The organism is Dyadobacter beijingensis DSM 21582 (genome assembly GCF_000382205.1).
Taxonomy (GTDB): Bacteria; Bacteroidota; Bacteroidia; order Cytophagales; family Spirosomataceae; genus Dyadobacter; species Dyadobacter beijingensis.
On the sequence record NZ_KB907788.1, the window covers coordinates 953,272 to 969,236 of the forward strand.

Genomic DNA, 15,965 nt, shown 5'->3' on the forward strand with positions numbered 1-15,965 from the left:
TGGTGTTCTAAAAATCAATCCACAAAGCAAAATGGAAAATAGAAAAGTATGGTTCGTCACCGGCGCCTCGAAAGGCCTGGGACTGGCATTGGTTCAAAAGTTACTGGCAAATGGCTTCGCCGTGGCGGCAACGTCCCGCTCGGCAGCCGATTTGAAAAATGCGGTAGCGCATGAAGGCAGTCAGTTTTTACCGCTGGCCGTAAATCTCACCGACGAGCAGAGCGTATCTCAGGCCATTGCGGCCACAATTGAAAAGTTCGGACAGATCGACGTTATCGTGAACAATGCAGGATACGGCCTGGCTGGAAGTCTGGAAGAACTTTCGGACGCAGAATCCCGTGGGAATTTCGATGTAAACGTTTTCGGCACGCTGAACGTAGTACGCGCCGTGATGCCGCACCTGCGGGCGCAAGGCTCGGGGCACATTTTCAACATTTCATCGATTGGCGGTTTCGTTGGCGAATTTCCGGGCTTCGGTATCTATTGTGCTACCAAATTTGCCGTGTCCGGCCTTTCCGAGGCGCTGGCCGAGGAAGTAGCGCCGTTTGGCGTGAAGGTGACGGTGGTGGAGCCGGGTTATTTCCGTACGGAATTCCTGGCATCGGGCTCTTTTGTAACGCCTCAGACAGAAATTGAAGCATATAAAACTGTCCGCGAGTCACAAGCCATGCACCAGCAGCAGATTAACGGGCAGCAGCCGGGCGATCCTCAGAAAGCAGCCGATGCAATGATCCGCATTGCCGAAGCCGAAAACCCGCCGGTGCATCTAGTATTGGGAACAGATGCGTTCGGTTTGGCGAAAAACAAGATTGCGTCGCTGACAGCAGAAATGGGAGTGTGGGAGGAAGTGTCGAAATCCACTGATTATGACGTTTAACGACCTTAAAATATCCCTATCTTTCGGCATTGACATCATCACAAACCAATCAGACTATGGCCGTTGAAGGAAAAATCAGGGCGATCATTACCGGCACGACCGGCATGGTAGGGGAAGGCGTACTGCTCGAATGCCTCGAAAGCCCGGACGTGGAGTCGGTCCTCATCATCAACCGCAAGCCGCTGGGAATCAGTCACCCGAAGCTGAGAGAGATCATCCATACGGACTTTTACGACCTGTCGGCGATCGAGGGGCAGCTGGGAGGTTACAATGCCTGCTATTTCTGCCTGGGCGTGTCGTCGGTGGGCATGAAAGAGCCCGGGTACCGCCGCGTTACCTACGACCTGACGATGCATGTGGCCGGGACATTAAGCCGCCTGAATCCGGGTATGACGTTCTGTTACGTTTCCGGCGCCGGCACCGACAGCAGTGAAAAAGGCAGCGTGATGTGGGCGCGGGTGAAGGGTAAAACAGAAAATGATGTCGCCAAACTGCCTTTCGATCAGGCTTTTGCATTCCGGCCGGGATTTCTGAAAGCGACGGAGGGGCAAAAGAACCTGCTAAGCCTCTATAAATACCTGGGCTGGCTGTACCCGGTGCTGAAAGCGGTATATCCCAATGGCGGTTCGACGCTGAAACAGCTGGGCGCTGCAATGATCAATGTGACCAAATATGGTTACGACAAGCAGGTCATTGAAGTGAAAGACATTGTGCTCCTCGGCGACCGGCAATATGTCTGATTATTTCATTTTTTCATACGAGAAAGCGTCGCCTTTCAGCAGCGGATGTTCGCCGGTAAGCCCATTTTTGGCGGGTTTCAGGGCGATATTTTCCACGAAGATCTCGATAATCCACGGCTCGATCCGGAATTCGAAATAATTGTCGTCCGAATCCACCGGGAACGAAGTGTAACGCTCCGGCGCGAGGGTAAAAAACAGGTCGATGCCCGTTGTTTTCGTTTTGGGTATCTGGAATGCGCCTTCCTGGTTCATTTTACCATATTTTTCTCCGCCGGTCGTGCGTATGAGCGTTTCGAAAAACGGCAATATCTGCTGGTTGCTATCGACGATTTTGACGGTCGTGAACTCGTCCGGCGCCGGTTTGCTGGCTACCAGCGCAAAGTCGCGTTCGGGCCTGGGGCGGCTGTTGAGCAGGATTTTACCGTTTTGGTATTGCCATTTGCCATGCCCTTGCCGATCCATGGCGCCATACGAGAAGTAGAGTTCGAAAGTACTGTCGGGTTTCAGCAAAATGGCCGAGGCGGTTTCCATGACGCCCTGCAAATGATATTCCCCGGCGATAGCATCGGGCGATTGCGCCATTGAAATGCGGCTGGAAAGGAAAAGTAACGAGAGGAGGTAGAGTTTCTGCTTCATGGGCCGATAGTTTAAAGTGTATAGTTGAGTACGCCTCATTTCGCTTAGGACATAAGACTTAGGAAATTTAACTAAAAACGGCCATTTTATCCACTGGATAATTATTATAAGGTTTAAATACTGAACCACTTAAAACAACATCGCCGTGCCAATCAACTTGGCACGGCGATGTTTATCTAACGGCTGGAAAAAATCAGCAAACGGCGGAACGCTGCTCTACCCATTGGATGATTTCGTCGGCTCGTCTCAGGCCTGTTTGGGCCGTGGATACGTCCTGATTGCCATCGTAGCTCATAGACAAATGCAGCAATTCGTACGCACTCATAAAATTCGAAAGCAATTTTTTATCCGTTCTCGCCACTTGATCGCGATACCAATTAATATCCTTTCTGCCTTTGGATTTGATCCCAAACAGGCCATCGAGGGCCAAGAGCACACCAGTGTAGGCAGTATGACCGGCCATTTTAACATACTTCCTATCAGCGTACCGATCGTCCTCTTTGGCGGCTTTTTCTCTTAAAATAGTCCGGGCATTTTCGACATGGCGCCTGGCTTCTGCAATCGGATCTTCGTCTTTCATAGTCTGTGTATTTTGAATTAATAAGAATGATCTAACGGCTGGAAAAAATCAGCAAACGGCGGAACGCTGCTCTACCCATTGGATGATTTCGTCGGCTCTCTTCAAGCCGGCCTGGGCAACTGCGGCTTCGCGCGTCCCGTCGTAGCCCATGTATAAGTGTAGCAGTTCATATGCATTGACAAAGTTATTCAGAACCTTTTTGTCCAATGAAGCGAGCTGTTCTTTGTACCAGGTAACATCCTTCCGTTTCTTAGTTTTCACGCCTAAAAAGCCATCCAGCGCGACCAGCACGCCCGTGTAGGCCGCGTGGCCGGCTAATTTTACATATTTCCGATCAGTATACTGATCATCTTCCTTACGCGCTTTTTCCCTCAAAATGGCCCGCGCGTTCTCCACGTAGCGTTTTGCTTCGAGGACAGGGTTTTCGTTTGTCATAGTCTGTGTAATTATTTTGATTTCAGCTATCACAAAAATATCCTTTTCCAAATCCTATTCCAATTCCAGAACCTCTCTCGGCTTCTGCGGTTTTCTTTGTTTTTCCATCCACAAATACAACGGCGGAATCAGGATCGGGGCGAAGATCAGGGTGCTGGTGAGACCTCCGATGATTACCGTCGCCAGCGGCCGCTGTACATCCGAGCCGATGCCGGAGGAAATGGCCGCCGGTACCAGGCCGATAATGGCCACGACGAGGATGGACAGCATCGCGCGGAGCTGTTCCGAGGAAGCTTCGAGCACGTCATGCTCCAACGAATTTTCACGTGCCTGGGTCGTGCGGTTCAAAGCGGACACGAGCAGGACGCCCGCCATCACGGAAATCCCGAAAATGCTCACGAAACCGACCCCGGCAGAGACGTTGAAGTAGTACCCGCGCAGCAGCAGCGCTACAATGCCGCCACCCAGTGCGAACAGGATACAACTCATCGTTACCATCGTGTGCGGGAGGTTTTTGAACAGCATGAAGAGGAACAGGAATACCATCACAATCGTCAATGGAATGGTGAATGCGAGCTGTTTGCCGGCGCGTTCGAGGTTTTCGTACTGGCCGCCGTAGATGATGCTGTAACCCTTCGGTACGTGTACCTGCGCATTAATCTTTTTCTGCAATTCCTTCACGAAACCGCCCTGGTCGCGCCCGCGGATGTTGGTGCGCACGGTCACCATGCGTTTGCTGCCGTAGCGATAGATATTTGTCTGACCTTCAATGAAATGAATGTCGGCCAGTTGGCTCATGGGAATGAGCGCACCCGTGAGCGAGGGTACCTGCACGTTCTTGATCGCGTCGATAGAGTTGCGGTATTTAGGCAGAAAGCGGATGACAATGTCATAACGCTTCGTGCCGTCGTACAGCGTGGAAATGGTCTTGCCGCCGATCGCCGCTTCGATCATATTCTGAATATCAGCCACATTGATACCGAAGCGGGCTGCGGCCTGCCGGTTGATGTTGATCGCCAGCTGCTCCTGCGGGCCTTCCTGCTCGATGTTCACATTGTCCGCGCCGGGCGTGCCTTTCACGATTTTAGCAATGGCTTCTGCCTTCTTGCGCATCATATTCAGGTCGTCGCCCACCACGGATACGGCCAAATCGGCTGCGCTGCCGGTCACAATCTCCATGACCTGGTCGATAATGGGCTGGCCGGAAGAGAATGCCACGGCGGGCAGCTGCGCCTGCAAATCGTGACGGATCTTCTCGACGAGCTCTTTTTTGGTAATGGTTTTGCTCCAAAGGTCATAATCCTTCAAGCCAACGAGAATTTCGTTCCGGTTGGCCGGGAACGGGTCGGTACCATCGTCGTTGCGGCCCGTTTGGGTGATTACGAAAGAGATCTGCGGGTATTTGGCAATGATTTTACGGATTTTGGGCGCATAGCTGGCATTTTCCTGGATCGTGATGCCCGACGGGAAGTTGCCACGCAGGAATATCGAGCCCTCGTCGAGGGTTGGTAAAAACTCGGTTCCCAGTTTGATCCCGAACAGCACCAGCACCGTTACAACGGCAAAACCGATAAGCACAGTGGCTTTGTAATTCTTCAAAAAACCGCTCAATGCTTTGGAATACGACTTTGTAAGGAAGTCGAGCACGAAATTCCTATGCGCTTTCATCGGTTTCTCAGGGTCGGCCAGTGCTTTTTTGTAGGCAAATGAAATGAGCACGGGAATGAACGTGAGCGCCGCCAGCATGGAACCGATCACGGCGAATGCGAGCGTCAGCGCCATGGGGGAGAAGAGCTTGCCTTCTACGCGGGTCATCAGCAGGATAGGCATGTACGCGAGGATGATGATCGTTACCGAGAAGAAGATTTCGCGGCCGACTTCCTGCGCCGACAGCAGCGTAATTTTCACAATGCCCTGCTGCTTTTCTTCCGGGCTCGCCGTGCGGTATTTGCGGATCAAATGCTCGGCCATCACACACGCGCCGTCCACTATAATACCGAAGTCGATGGCGCCGAGGGAGAGCAAATTGGCCGGAATGCCCGTCAAACGCATTAATATAAACGCAAACAACAGCGAGAACGGGATCGTCAGCGCCACTACCAATGCGCTGCGGATGCTTCCGAGGAAGAAGATCAGCAGTATCACGACAATCGAAATCCCCTCGAACAGCGTGTGCGCCACGGTTTCGAGTGAATGGTCGATGAGGAAACTGCGGTCGTAGAGCGGTTTCAAATGGACGCCCTCGGGCAGTTCGCTGGATTCGAGGTCGGCAATGCGTTCGTTGAGTACTTTCAAAACCTCGCTGGGGTTTTCGTAGCGCCGGAGCAGGATAATGCCCTCCACGCCGCTGCTCACGTCCACTTTATCAGCCGTAATGGTGTAGCCCATGACCCCGCTTGGCGGCGGCGGCGTAATCTCCACCGTAGCCACATCCCGTACGAATACCGGCACGCCATTCTCCGATTTCAGCACGATGTTCTGGATATCCTGCTCGTCTTTGATGGCCCCCAGCCCCCTGATCGCGAAGCCCTGGCCGCCACGGGAGATCACGTTACCGCCCGTATTCTGGTTGTTTACATTAATGGCATCGATCACGGTCTGCATCGACAGGCCGTACTTCACCAGTTTTTCCGGCGAAGTAATGATATGATACTGTTTCAAAGGCCCGCCGAAAGTTGTAACGTCTGCAATGCCAGGTACTTGCAGCAATGCGGGTTTGATCACCCAATCCTGCAAATCACGAAGCTGAGTCGGGCTGTAACTGGACGGGGCTTCCACCACATAACGGAGGATTTCGCCCACGGCAGTAGACAATGGCGCGAGCTCCGGGGCGACGCCGTCCGGCAGCTCAGCCGAGGCTAGCCGTTCGGTAACTTGTTGACGGGCGAAATAATCGTCCGTGCCGTCTTTAAAGGTCAGCTGCACTACAGACAGTCCGAAAATGGTTCGGCTGCGTCTGTCGAGCACATTAGGGGTATTTTGGAGCGCTCTTTCGATGGGAACGGTAACCTGTTGCTCCACTTCCTCGGCGGCACGGCCGGGATATTGCGCCACCACGATCACGTTGGTATCGGCGATATCCGGATACGCCTCTATTTTGAGCTGGGTGAAGCACCAGTAGCCGACGCCCATCAGCACTACGCTCACAGCGATCACAACCCACCGGTTGCGAAGGCTGAAAAAAAGCAGGTTCTTGATCATTTTAAATCCACTTGTCTACATGGTTGGTGACTATAAACCCGCTTTTCACTTCCTTCCGAAGCAATGTCAATGCGGATTTAACTTTTTCTTCCTCGTCGATAAAGGAAATGACCATGGGCGTTTCGTCGAAACTGAACAGGTCGTTGGGGCGGTTGAGGTGCTTCCCGTCAAAGCCGAGACGGCCGCGGTACACCGTCGCTCCCTGCACTTTCTGTTTCACCAAAAACTGCATAATATATTCGAATAGCGGTAGTTCATCTTTCCAGTGATCGGAACTGATGAAGATCTGGGCTTGTAGCATATCCGGGAGGGTTTAATAGCCGAATGATAGTCCTTTGAGTTGCATCACGCCTTTGGTCACGACGTTTTCGCCGTCTTTCACGCCGCTGAATGTGACGATACGGTCGCCGATCTGGTCGCCGATATTCACCTCGCGACGTTCGAAGACGAGCGGCGCCGTTTTCAGGAACACATAATTGTGGCCCTGCACCGTTACCAGCGCATCTTTATTGATACTGAGTTTTTTACCTTCGCTCAATCCAAATGCGACGCTGCCGAACATACCGGCTTTCAACTTGTCGGTAGCGTGTGCAATGCTCACGCGGAGCTTGATCATGCGGGTGGCCTGGTCTACCAAATCGGCGATGGCGTCGATGGTACCCGTGAAATCCTCGTTCGGGAACGCGGTGAACTGAATGGTACATTTAGCGCCTTTTTTCACCTGGTTCAATTCACTTTCAGGAACGTCGCAGATGATGTATGCGGTGCCTGCGGGTGCGCTGCGGAGCTGTTTTGGCTCAAACCCGCCTGCTTTCAGCTTCGTTTCGTGCTCGATAATGGCCGCACGCTCGTTGATCAGGTTCGTTTCTTCCATCGATAAGGCCGTCTGCGATTCGAGCAGGTCCTTGCCGGTAGCCGCGCCGTGTTCCTGCAAATCTTTGATACGCGACAGTTCGGTTTTGCGCTGACGGATATTGATATTCTGGATCTGGTTGATCATCGTCAAATGCTGCAATAGCTGGGTATAATTGCCTGCCAGCTCTGGGTTATCGAATATTACGATGTTGCCCGACGCGCCTTCATCCGAGCGGATTACCGTGGCCGAAACCTTGGCCGGGGCCGTCACGTTCGCCATGAGTGAGCCGCTGGATACGCGCTCGGTCTGGAAGAAATTCGCGCTTTCAGCCAGCGGGAACGTGATTTTGGTGCCTGAGGCATTCACCACCGGCGTAGAATTGTCCTGTGCGACTTTGTTAGCGGCTTTGTTTTTGCAACCTGCCATCAATGTCATGGCCAGGCAGGTGCAAACGAGTATGTTCTTCATGATTATTGCGCGATTTGATTGATCAGTCCTGATGCGTAAAGGAGGTCGATGTAGCTCTGGCGGTATTGACCAAGGACATCGTAATACTGCTGCTGCGTATCGAGCCAGCTGCGCTGGGCTTCGAGGAAGTCGATGATCGTCGTACCGCCCCGTAGGTAAGAGTATTTGACACTGTTGAGAATGGTTTGGGATTGGGTGAGTAACTGGTTGAAATTCTGCAAGTTTTGCTTATGGGTAATGTAGCTTTTGTAGGCGGTCAGGATTTCGGTTTCGGCCTGGGTTTCCGTTGCGCGCAAATCCTGCTCAGCCTGTTGTTTCAATACCTGCGATTTTTTGATCTCGCCCTGGTTGCGGGAGAAAATCGGTATCTCAATCGTTCCGTACACGCCCATGTAATGTGCCTTGTTCTGCGGGTTGTAGATCAAACCGAGCTCCGGGGTCGGTAACGCACTTGATTTTTGGAGCTTGATATTGGCGTCGGCCACGTCCATTGTCGATTTGATGGCCTGGATATCCGTGCGGTTTTGCAAAGCCTGCTGCACGATGGCGTCCATCTGGTCGGGGAATGCAAATGCGAACTGGTCGGTCGTGTCGATGCTGATCGAGTCCTGCACGCCCATGAGGAATTTGAGGTTTGAGAGCTCGTTGCGGTAATCCTGGGCGGCCGATTTGAGCTGAATGTCGTACTGATGGGCCAGCAGCTCCGTGCGCGCCAGGTCAGTGGTCGTGATCACCTGGTTTTTCAGGCGCAGCCGGTTGATATTGGCCAGCGAGTCGATATTCGACTTGGCAGTACCCAATAAATCAAGTTGCTTGCGGGCCGCCCAAACATCCAGCCATTTTTGTGCAACTCCCTGAAAAAGATGCCGTTCCGTGTCGGCATATTGCCGTTGGGTCAGCCTGACGTTTTGCTGTGCGAAATTAATCTTGTTCTCTCTCTGTACAGGCAACTGAAAAGGCTTGGTCACCTGCCACCATATCTGCCGGTTGGCACCGTTGAACCAGCCTGTGTTCTCGGGGAACTTGGCGGGCTGCACCAGTTGCAGCGACTGGTTGTTGAGAATAGGATTGGGCCGAAGCTGCGCGGTCGTAATGTCCGCCTGCGACACATCGACGTTGAACTGCTCCCGTTTGAGGACCGGGTTATTGGATTTTGCCGTTTGCAGGGCCTGCTGCAAAGTGTAGGATGTCTGAGCCCTTACCGACACCGTTCCCATCAGCATTGCGACGAGAACCGGCTTCACAAGTGGATAACGCATGTTCGTTTAGTTTGAATTACCTGCGGGCAAAGGTTCTCAGTCGTGCTAAAAATGGTATTAAAACTGTTTTATAAAACCATTAAAATTGAGTTAGAAATAAATTAGAGGGAACAAAAACGGGCATTTCCGGCACTGAACTGAATTTTTAAGGGAAAATAAGTACTTTGCCAACTGTTAGGGAATAATAGTAAAATAGAACTACTATTACAAAATTTCTACATGCATTTCATCGTATTCTTCTTTTTGGTCCAGTATGCCTTCTCAGCCATGAAGGCGACGGACCGGTTGGCCCGCTGGGACAGCTTCTTCAAATACGCACGGTTTTACTCGTTCGGCCTTCTGGCGATCTATTACATCGCGCGCCAGCCCGACATGTATACCTGGGTCTGGAACCTCTCGTTGCTGGCCCTGCTATGGATTTTTTACAAGGAGGACGACTTCAGGGACATCCGCTCCACGGCGCAGTCGATCCTGCCGTTTGTAGGCATTTCCATGCTGAGTGACACGTTCGAGCTCATCTTCCCGAAATTCCATGCGAAGTATGACGAGATCTTCGGCATGACGATCCTCTTCGCCTGGATATTCTGTTTTGTGATCTGGTTTTACGCCCGCAAGCAGCAGAAAGTACTCATGCAGGAGCGCGAGGACAGGTTGCGCGAAGAGAAATTGGCCCAGGAACAAAAACTCTCCCTCGAATACCTCGTGGCGGAGCGCACCCAGGAATTGACCCAGCAAAAGGAAGAACTGCAAAAAGCCATCGAAGAGCTGAAAGCCACGCAAAACCAGCTGATACAGAGCGAGAAAATGGCTTCGCTCGGGGAACTCACCGCCGGCATCGCGCATGAGATCCAGAACCCGCTCAACTTCGTGAACAACTTCTCGGAAGTGTCGGTTGAGCTTTGCCAGGAGTTGGAGGAAGAGATCGACAAAGTGGATATTTCGGACGAGGATAAGGATTATATCAAAGGCATTATCGGCGACCTGAGCCAGAACCAGCAGAAGATCACGCACCACGGTAAACGTGCGGATTCCATCGTTAAGGGAATGCTGCAGCACTCGCGGGCGTCGTCGGGTGAGAAGGAGCCTGTGGACGTGAATGCGCTCGCGGACGAGTACATGCGCCTCGCGTACCACGGCCTGCGTGCGAAGGATAAGGAGTTCAATGCGGCATTAACAACCGATTTCGACGCTTCGATCGGCACGGTAAACGTGCTGCCGCAGGACCTTGGCCGTGTGTTCCTCAACCTGTTTACCAATGCCTTTTACGCCGTTGCGGAGAAGAAACGCAAACTGACGGAGGCCGGTCAGCTAGGCGATTACAAACCGGAAGTGAAAATCAGCACCAAAAAATTTGATAATAAGCTGTATATCAGGGTTTCGGACAATGGAATAGGCATGCCGGACCATGTGAAAGCCAAGATTTTCCAGCCTTTCTTCACAACCAAACCGACAGGCCAGGGAACAGGCCTGGGCCTTTCGATGAGCTACGACATTATCACCAACGGTCATGGCGGCGTGCTGGAAGTGGACACGATCGAAGGAGAAAAAACCGAGTTCCGGTTGACGATACCCATTAGTTGATTTTAACCCTCAAAAAGAATGAAAATACTGGTTGTAGACGACGAGGAAGACGTTAAATCGCTTTTCGAACAGAAATTCCGGCGTGAAATCCGGGGCGGTCAGTTCGAATTTTCGTTCGCATTTTCGGGCGAAGAGGCATTGGCATTCATGCAAAACCATCCTTCGGAGGTGGTCATGATCCTTTCGGACATCAATATGCCTGGCATGAGCGGCATCGAGCTGCTCAAACGCATCCGCGCAGATCATCCCGCGGCGCCTCCGCAGGTTATGATGATCACGGCCTACGGCGACAGCGCCAACCACGACCAGGCGATGCAGCTCGGCGCCGACGATTTCCTGACCAAACCCGTCAATTTTAACGAACTGAAAGAGAAACTGCTCAGCATCCTATGAAAGCCAAAATACTCGTAGTGGACGACGAGGCCGATTTGCAGCTCCTGATCAAACAGAAGTTCCGGCGGCAGATCCGCGAACAGCAATACGAATTCATTTTTGCTGAAAATGGCGTGAAAGCGCTCGAAATGCTCGAAGGGCATCCCGACGTGGACATGGTGCTCAGCGATATCAATATGCCCGAAATGGACGGTCTGACGCTGCTCGTGCGCCTCGGCGAGCTGAGCCCCATCCTGAAATCGGTGATCGTTTCGGCCTACGGCGATATGGACAATATCCGCACGGCCATGAACCGCGGCGCATTCGATTTTCTCACCAAGCCGATCGATTTCCGCGATCTGGAGGTGACGATGGAAAAGACCCTGCAATACGTAGCGCAGCTGAAAGATACCTTGAAAGCGGTGCGGGAAAACGATATTCTGAGGATGTACGTCGATGCATCGGTACTGCAATTCATGACGCAGGAAACCTTCGAAAAGTCGCTCATGACGAGCGAGAATATCGAAGGAACGGTCGTATTCATGGATATGTGCGGTTTTACGGCCATTTCCGAGAAGGAGCAGCCCGACCGCGTCGTGAAGCTCATCAACAAGTATTTCGATGTCATGGTGAAGGAAATCATCGCCCAGGGCGGGCACGTCGATAAATTCATGGGTGACGCCGTGATGGCCGTTTTCCGGGGAGAATACCACCTGGACCGCGCCGTGGAATGCTCGCTGGCGGTGCGTAACCATATCAACGGGTTCAAGGAGGAACTGTCGGACCAGTCGGGTTACTATCCCAAGGTCTCGATCGGCATTAATTCCGGCGAAATGGTATCCGGTAACATCGGTTCAGCGGCATTGAAAAGGCTGGATTATACGGTGATCGGCGACGTGGTGAACGTGGCGCAGCGCCTGCAATCCATTGCCAAACCGGGGCAGGTAGTGGTGCCGGAATCGGCTTATGAGCAATTGAAAGAGGCATTTCAATGCACGGTGGTGGGCGAAGTGAACCTCAAAAACAAATCTAACCCGGTACTGATCTACGAAGTGATCGAATAGCCATGCAAACCGAACAGGCCGAACAATATATTCTCGCCGAGCTGGAAAACCGGTTGGACCGCACGCTCTTTTACCACGGCATCCACCATACACGCGACGTCGTGCGGGCCGCCGCAGAGATCGCCGCGCTGGAAGGCATTGCCGACGAAGAATCGCTCGCATTGCTCCGTACAGCCGCATTTTACCATGACAGCGGCTTTATGGACACCTACCAGGGCCACGAGGAAGCAGGCTGTGCGGTCGCACGCGAGATGCTGCCAGGCTTCGGTTACAATGCGGCGCAGATTGAAAGCATATGCGGCATGATCATGGCGACGAAGATCCCGCAAAGCCCCAAAAACCACCTGGAAATGGTCCTTTGCGACGCGGACCTGGATTACCTGGGCCGCGACGATTTCGAGCCCGTGGCAGCCACATTATTTGAGGAATTGAAAGCGCGGGATATGGTGGAGGACATTCCAGCCTGGGACGCCGTGCAGGTGAAGTTCCTGGAAACGCATTCCTACTGGACAAGTTCCCAGCAACATCGCCGGGAAGCTGCCAAGCAGCGGCAGCTCCGTCACCTCAAAAACACGGCCCGCGCGCTATAAACGGCGCATTTTCTCGTTCTGCACCCGAATGCGCTGGCACAAAATGCGCAGTACGTTGCGCAGGATCTCGTCCCGTTCTTCCATCAGTTCAAAGAAATCTTCCTGGTCAATGCGGAACACGAGCGCGTCGGTCTCGGCCACGGTGGTCGCGGAGCGCGGTTCGGTGTCGAGCAATGCCAGTTCACCGAAAATTTCCCCCTTATCGAACAATGCGAGCTGTTTCGGGCCGTCATAAATGCCTATCTGTCCCGTGTAAATGATGTACATCGAATCGCCGAGGTCGCCTTTCGCAAATATCTCCTGCCCGTCGCTGTAAGTCACTTCCTTCATGATCGGGGCAATGGAGCTGAGGACGTTTTCCGGTGTCTGCGCGAAAAGCTGGGTGTTTTTGAGGACGATCACCCTTTCCATTTCGGAAATCTGCTGGGTAGGTTCGGCGTGTTTCATAGGGATTCGAAGCGAAAATTTAAGGTCGGTACGCCGGGCAAGCGCTGCATATTTTTCATGAACAGCCTCCCGGACCAGCCGGGAAGAATGGGACGCGAGTTTTTCGAGATACACCAGGTCGGCCTCCGCGATGTCGCATTTGCCGATAGCGAGCGCAATGGTCCAGGTCGTGAACGCGCGTTCTCCCTGGGAGAGAATGGCGGTCACGAGCGTTAGCCCCGGATCGACATTCCCCATGTATTGCCGCAGTGCGTCGCGCTTTCTTTGAATAGGGATATTTTCAAACAACGCGTGCAGCGATGGGTATAACATCCGCGGCAAAAAGCTCTCGATAAGTTCGAGCGAGTTGGCGCGTTTCTCCTTGCTTGCGTGGCGGATTCCCTTCCAGGCACTCTGTACAGCCTCCTTGTCGTACTGCATCATAAAGAGGTAGAAGAGCCTTTGCGCCGTCAGTTCCAGCTCATATTCCAACGCATTATTCCAGGTAATATCGGTTTCGGAGGCATCCATACCGTTCAGCAACTGGCCTGCATGAACGAGCTCTTTCTCTACAAATTCAGGGATAAGTGTTTTGTAATCAGTGATTAATGTATAGTGGCTAAGCGCTTTCAGGGCCGCTATATGGGTAAAATTATCGATATTTTCAATATGGATACCGCTTTCTTTACTTTTAATATTGTCGGTATTTTGAGTATGAATAGAAAGTTTATTATGGTAAATATTTTTAATAAGGTTAAAAAGTATTTGAAGTATAAATTCGTGCCGACCTTTTTCAGCTGTTTTAATGAAGGTCTTAATGCGCGCTCCGGTGGTATCCTGCTGCAACCATTCTTCAATAATGCGGATGCCGAAGTCCCCGGACTGGATCAGTGCGTGGATCGTCGAAGGGGTAAATGTGCCCGTGAGTACCAGGCGCAGGTCGCGCAGCAGGGCAGGGGAGCCCACCGTTGCGGCTACCTCGATGGCGTAGTTGCGCACGCGTTGCGAGCCGTTTCTGATGCAGCTTTTGAGCAGGTTTTCGTAGGAATTGATCCCGGTCACTTTGAGGCAATCCAGCGCCGCCAGCTGGTCGCTTTCTTGCTCCGAGCCGAAGAGCCGCTGCAAGGTGCCGTGGATCAGCGGCAGCGCTTTTCCGGCCTCCCAGCAGCCGATAATGGTACCCTTTACAATGTCGAGGTCGGTGTGGGCGAGGAACTGCGCCGTTTGCTCGTCCGACAGGCGGCGGTTGGCGCAGGCGAGGCGCACGGCCAGCACCTGGCAGGCTGCGTCGGGCTCGTTTTCGATGTATTGCACAAATGAGGCCGAAAGCTCCGGTTTTTCGAGCGTGGCAAGGGTTTGCAATGTTTTCAGCCTTACCTGCACGAACGGGCTCTGCAGCAGTTCGCCGGCGTGCTTGCGGAAAATCGCCACCTTGTTTTTCGCCAGCCAGTCGATCGCATTCAACACCTCTTCTTTGCGATCACTTTGCAGGTTTTCGGTGATGATCGGCAATGCTTCGGCCGGTGCGGCCATTTCGCCACTGCGGATAAACCGCTTGCTGATCGCCGATTTCAGTTCTTCCATATAATGCCGGTAGGTCTTGCGGAACACCACCAGCGCACCCAATGCAAACAGCAGCGACAAATCGAATGTGAGGCTGATATCGCTCCAATGCTGCGTGTAAATGACCCAGAGCATCGCGCCGGCGATGAGCATTCCCAGCGGTTCAAACAAGCCCTTGGCGAGCGTATGACCCTTTAAACGGGTTTTCGTAGACAGCGGCTGGAACAATACGAGGAACACCGGGTCGAAAATCGTTCGTCGCACGAGCTCGAAAAGTAGGTAGGCAATGCAGTAGTACACGAGCAGCGATGGCTCGTCCTTCCGGAAATACGACGAAACCAGCAGCCCCAGCGAGATCGCGATCGTCGTCAGCGGCAGCAGGTATAAGGTCAGTTTGATACCGAACCGCTCCACGGTTTTGCTCGAAAACAGCATTTTCACGAACGTGGAGATCACATAGGTAGCCGTCAGCAGCGAGCCGACGAAGAAAATGACGTCGTGCTGGCTGTGAAATTTGTATTTGACATTCACAAAAAAGTGGTACTCGATCCATGTGGCCGTGGCCGCAATGGCGACCATACCGATGCACAGCGAGGTGAGCAGCTTGTTGCCGCCGAAATATTTCTGGATGATCCGGGAGCCTGAATCCGTCGTCCGCGTACGTGCGTGGTGCGGGTTGGGGATGTCCGTGTGGCGGAAGGTGAGTATTTGCGTGTAGAATGCCAATGCAAAGAAAACCAGCGAGATAGCGAGCAATATGGCCAGTACCGAAGGCGAATGGATCAACACCGCGAGCACGGCGCCCAATGCTTTGGCCGGCATATCCCCCGAACCGATGACGCTGAACAGCCTTTTGCTCTGCCGCACATCGAACACCAATGCGGACAACCCCCAGAATTCCAGGTTAATGAGCAGGTAAATGATCCGGTAACCCACCATGACCGCGATGGCCGTGGCAACGCCATGCCCTACCAGCAGCAGGCCCATCACGATAACCACCATCAACAGCGACGACAGCATCGTGCCGAGGCTCAGCTTTTTGAGTAAAAGATGGTGTTCAAAATACTCATAAATCTTCCCGGCGGCCATCACGGCCAGTGCGGCGGCGATGTAGGCCAGCGGAAGCGAGTACTCGGGATGGTTTTCGAGCAGGAGCACATTGGCCGAAACGTAAACCAGCGTGGTGCCTACATTGGTAAAGAAGTTATGAAAGAAAAAAAGAATCGTTTGCTGATTAAAGGACTTCGTGAAGCGGTTTTGGCTTAGAAATGGGATCATAGAATTGGAATGCTAGCGTCGCTCCTGTAAAATAAACAC

At 52.7% G+C, this 15,965-nt stretch carries 14 protein-coding genes; 6 read left to right on the forward strand and 8 right to left on the reverse strand.

Annotation, left to right across the window (positions count from 1 at the left end):
- The first annotated feature begins 31 nt into the window (after positions 1-31).
- Both H144_RS0117565 and H144_RS0117570 read left to right on the forward strand, forming a co-directional pair.
- Complete coding sequence (locus tag H144_RS0117565; protein ID WP_019943407.1) at positions 32-877, forward strand: oxidoreductase; 846 nt, start codon at positions 32-34, stop codon at positions 875-877.
- A gap of 56 nt (positions 878-933) precedes the next feature.
- Complete coding sequence (locus tag H144_RS0117570) at positions 934-1,617, forward strand: Rossmann-fold NAD(P)-binding domain-containing protein (RefSeq protein WP_019943408.1); 684 nt, start codon at positions 934-936, stop codon at positions 1,615-1,617.
- Here H144_RS0117570 and H144_RS0117575 read toward each other — a convergent pair whose 3' ends face one another.
- From H144_RS0117575 to H144_RS0117605, 7 genes are all read right to left on the reverse strand, one after another.
- A complete protein-coding gene (locus tag H144_RS0117575) occupies positions 1,618-2,253 on the reverse strand; it encodes a hypothetical protein (protein ID WP_019943409.1) in 636 nt (211 codons plus the stop codon).
- Between the two features lie 193 nt (positions 2,254-2,446).
- On the reverse strand, positions 2,447-2,833 hold the full coding sequence (locus tag H144_RS0117580; protein WP_019943410.1) for a DUF5618 family protein: 387 nt from the start codon (positions 2,831-2,833) through the stop codon (positions 2,447-2,449).
- A gap of 48 nt (positions 2,834-2,881) precedes the next feature.
- Complete coding sequence (locus H144_RS0117585) at positions 2,882-3,268, reverse strand: DUF5618 family protein (RefSeq protein WP_019943411.1); 387 nt, start codon at positions 3,266-3,268, stop codon at positions 2,882-2,884.
- Between the two features lie 54 nt (positions 3,269-3,322).
- Positions 3,323-6,469 (reverse strand): efflux RND transporter permease subunit, encoded by a 3,147-nt coding sequence (locus tag H144_RS0117590; protein ID WP_019943412.1) that lies wholly within the window; start codon positions 6,467-6,469, stop codon positions 3,323-3,325.
- Position 6,470: 1 nt separating this feature from the next.
- Complete coding sequence (locus tag H144_RS0117595; protein WP_019943413.1) at positions 6,471-6,770, reverse strand: DUF190 domain-containing protein; 300 nt, start codon at positions 6,768-6,770, stop codon at positions 6,471-6,473.
- Positions 6,771-6,782: 12 nt separating this feature from the next.
- On the reverse strand, positions 6,783-7,793 hold the full coding sequence (locus tag H144_RS0117600; protein WP_026350779.1) for an efflux RND transporter periplasmic adaptor subunit: 1,011 nt from the start codon (positions 7,791-7,793) through the stop codon (positions 6,783-6,785).
- A gap of 2 nt (positions 7,794-7,795) precedes the next feature.
- Positions 7,796-9,052, reverse strand: coding sequence for a TolC family protein (locus H144_RS0117605; RefSeq protein ID WP_019943415.1), 1,257 nt, complete (start codon positions 9,050-9,052; stop codon positions 7,796-7,798).
- Between the two features lie 219 nt (positions 9,053-9,271).
- On the opposite strand from H144_RS0117605, the gene H144_RS0117610 reads away from it, so the two are divergent.
- Genes H144_RS0117610 through H144_RS0117625 form a run of 4 tightly spaced genes read left to right on the forward strand, consistent with a single transcriptional unit; the run spans position 9,272 to position 12,659 of the window.
- The gene (locus H144_RS0117610) at positions 9,272-10,633 is read left to right on the forward strand and encodes a sensor histidine kinase (RefSeq protein WP_019943416.1); all 1,362 of its coding nucleotides are present in this window, start codon (positions 9,272-9,274) and stop codon (positions 10,631-10,633) included.
- An 18-nt stretch (positions 10,634-10,651) separates the two neighbouring features.
- Positions 10,652-11,026 (forward strand): response regulator, encoded by a 375-nt coding sequence (locus H144_RS0117615; RefSeq protein WP_019943417.1) that lies wholly within the window; start codon positions 10,652-10,654, stop codon positions 11,024-11,026.
- On the forward strand, positions 11,023-12,069 hold the full coding sequence (locus H144_RS0117620; protein WP_019943418.1) for an adenylate/guanylate cyclase domain-containing protein: 1,047 nt from the start codon (positions 11,023-11,025) through the stop codon (positions 12,067-12,069). Before H144_RS0117615 ends, H144_RS0117620 begins: the two co-directional genes overlap by 4 nt.
- A 2-nt stretch (positions 12,070-12,071) precedes the next feature.
- The gene (locus H144_RS0117625; protein ID WP_019943419.1) at positions 12,072-12,659 is read left to right on the forward strand and encodes an HD domain-containing protein; all 588 of its coding nucleotides are present in this window, start codon (positions 12,072-12,074) and stop codon (positions 12,657-12,659) included.
- Here H144_RS0117625 and H144_RS33920 read toward each other — a convergent pair.
- On the reverse strand, positions 12,654-15,926 hold the full coding sequence (locus H144_RS33920) for a cyclic nucleotide-binding domain-containing protein (protein ID WP_019943420.1): 3,273 nt from the start codon (positions 15,924-15,926) through the stop codon (positions 12,654-12,656). The genes H144_RS0117625 and H144_RS33920 overlap by 6 nt on opposite strands.
- Positions 15,927-15,965: the final 39 nt, after the last annotated feature.

Coding starts and splice junctions, on each gene's coding strand:
- H144_RS0117565 (WP_019943407.1), top strand. CDS start 32: ATGGAAAATAGAAAAGTATGGTTCGTCACCGGCGCCTCGAAAGGCCTG.
- H144_RS0117570 (WP_019943408.1), top strand. CDS start 934: ATGGCCGTTGAAGGAAAAATCAGGGCGATCATTACCGGCACGACCGGC.
- H144_RS0117575 (WP_019943409.1), bottom strand. CDS start 2,253: ATGAAGCAGAAACTCTACCTCCTCTCGTTACTTTTCCTTTCCAGCCGC.
- H144_RS0117580 (WP_019943410.1), bottom strand. CDS start 2,833: ATGAAAGACGAAGATCCGATTGCAGAAGCCAGGCGCCATGTCGAAAAT.
- H144_RS0117585 (WP_019943411.1), bottom strand. CDS start 3,268: ATGACAAACGAAAACCCTGTCCTCGAAGCAAAACGCTACGTGGAGAAC.
- H144_RS0117590 (WP_019943412.1), bottom strand. CDS start 6,469: ATGATCAAGAACCTGCTTTTTTTCAGCCTTCGCAACCGGTGGGTTGTG.
- H144_RS0117595 (WP_019943413.1), bottom strand. CDS start 6,770: ATGCTACAAGCCCAGATCTTCATCAGTTCCGATCACTGGAAAGATGAA.
- H144_RS0117600 (WP_026350779.1), bottom strand. CDS start 7,793: ATGAAGAACATACTCGTTTGCACCTGCCTGGCCATGACATTGATGGCA.
- H144_RS0117605 (WP_019943415.1), bottom strand. CDS start 9,052: ATGCGTTATCCACTTGTGAAGCCGGTTCTCGTCGCAATGCTGATGGGA.
- H144_RS0117610 (WP_019943416.1), top strand. CDS start 9,272: ATGCATTTCATCGTATTCTTCTTTTTGGTCCAGTATGCCTTCTCAGCC.
- H144_RS0117615 (WP_019943417.1), top strand. CDS start 10,652: ATGAAAATACTGGTTGTAGACGACGAGGAAGACGTTAAATCGCTTTTC.
- H144_RS0117620 (WP_019943418.1), top strand. CDS start 11,023: ATGAAAGCCAAAATACTCGTAGTGGACGACGAGGCCGATTTGCAGCTC.
- H144_RS0117625 (WP_019943419.1), top strand. CDS start 12,072: ATGCAAACCGAACAGGCCGAACAATATATTCTCGCCGAGCTGGAAAAC.
- H144_RS33920 (WP_019943420.1), bottom strand. CDS start 15,926: ATGATCCCATTTCTAAGCCAAAACCGCTTCACGAAGTCCTTTAATCAG.